Consider the following 1,204-nt stretch of genomic DNA (forward strand, 5'->3'; position numbering starts at 1 on the left):
CCACCGCGGCCGCCGCCGCGCCCGGGCCGCGCTCGGCGACGCGCTGCCGGACCGGCATCCGGACGACCCGGCCCGGGCCCGCGCCTGCTGGGCCGAGGCGCACGGCATCCTGGCCCCGATCGGCGCGCCGGAGGCCGAGCGCCTGGTGCCGCTGCTCGGCGACGGCCACCCGGCCGGGCCGACCCGGCGGTCCTGGCCCTCCTGGCTTCCGGCCTGACGAGCCCGGACCGGAGCACCGGAGCACCGGACCGCCGGACCGGGCGCGGACGGCCGGAAGCCGACGCCCCGGCCGTCCGCACCGCGCACCGGCTCAGGCCGCGGAGACCGTCCACACCTGGTCGGCCGAGCCCGCGCAGGTGCGGACCGTGGCGGGCGCGCCCGGACCGGCGGCGGACAGGCAGCGCTTCGCGTCCCGGGCGACGGTCACCACGTAGCCCCCGGGCACCGGGAAGAACGACCAGACCTGGCTCGGCGGGGTGGCGTTGGGCGCCGGCCGGTACGCCAGCTGCGTCTGCGCGCGGGTCTCCTCCAGGTTCAGGACCTTGGTGTACTCGGTGGCGCCGTTGAGCAGGGCGTACCCGCCGTCCGCGTAGGGGGTCAGCTGCCAGACGCCGCCGGGGCCGCCGTCGTCCGAGGACAGGACCACCGGGTTGCCCGGCCGGTTGAGCGAGGCCTGGTCGTACAGCACGGACCCGCCGTTGGACAGCCGGGCGAGCGTGGGCAGCGTGCCGCCCGGCTGGGTCGGGGGCTTGACGGGCGGGTCCGTCGGGACGGTGCCGGGCGGCGGGGGCGGGGGAGGGGAGGCGGTGTACGGCGGCGGGGAGGCGGTGTAGGTCGGCTTGGGCGCGTAGGTGTAGTCCGGGGCCGGGGGGACGGTCCGCCGCGGCGTGGCGGTGTACCCCGGGACGCTCGGCGGCGGCTCGGCCGTGTAGGCGGGGCCGTCCGGCGCCGGGGGCTGCCCGGGCGCCGGCGAGGAGCCGCCCGGCGCGGCCGGGGCCGTGGAGCCGGCGGGGGTGTCCGGGGCGCCGGGGGCGGGGGCGCCCGGAGGGCCGACGGGGGCGTTCGACGCGGCGCCGTCCCGCCCGGTTCCGCCGGCCGTACCGCCCGCGCCTGCGGACGTCCCGCCGGCCGTTCCGCCGCCCGCGCCCTCGGCCGTGCCGCCGGTGCCCGTCGGACCGCCCGCCCCGGGCAGCGGCGCACCGGG

General features: G+C 81.6%; 1 protein-coding gene and 1 pseudogene. One reads left to right on the plus strand and one right to left on the minus strand.

Annotated elements, in window-relative coordinates; all coding sequences use genetic code 11:
• Positions 1 to 217: hypothetical protein (locus tag ACFXAM_RS38835; protein ID WP_380298654.1), on the plus strand; the 217-nt coding region annotated here is incomplete at its 5' end.
• 93 nt (positions 218 to 310) lie between these two features.
• Here the strand turns inward: ACFXAM_RS38835 and ACFXAM_RS38840 are convergent.
• Positions 311 to 1,204: pseudogene (locus ACFXAM_RS38840) on the minus strand (hypothetical protein); the annotation flags it as partial.

This window comes from Kitasatospora sp. NPDC059462 (assembly GCF_042749955.1).
Lineage (GTDB): Bacteria > Actinomycetota > Actinomycetes > Streptomycetales > Streptomycetaceae > Kitasatospora.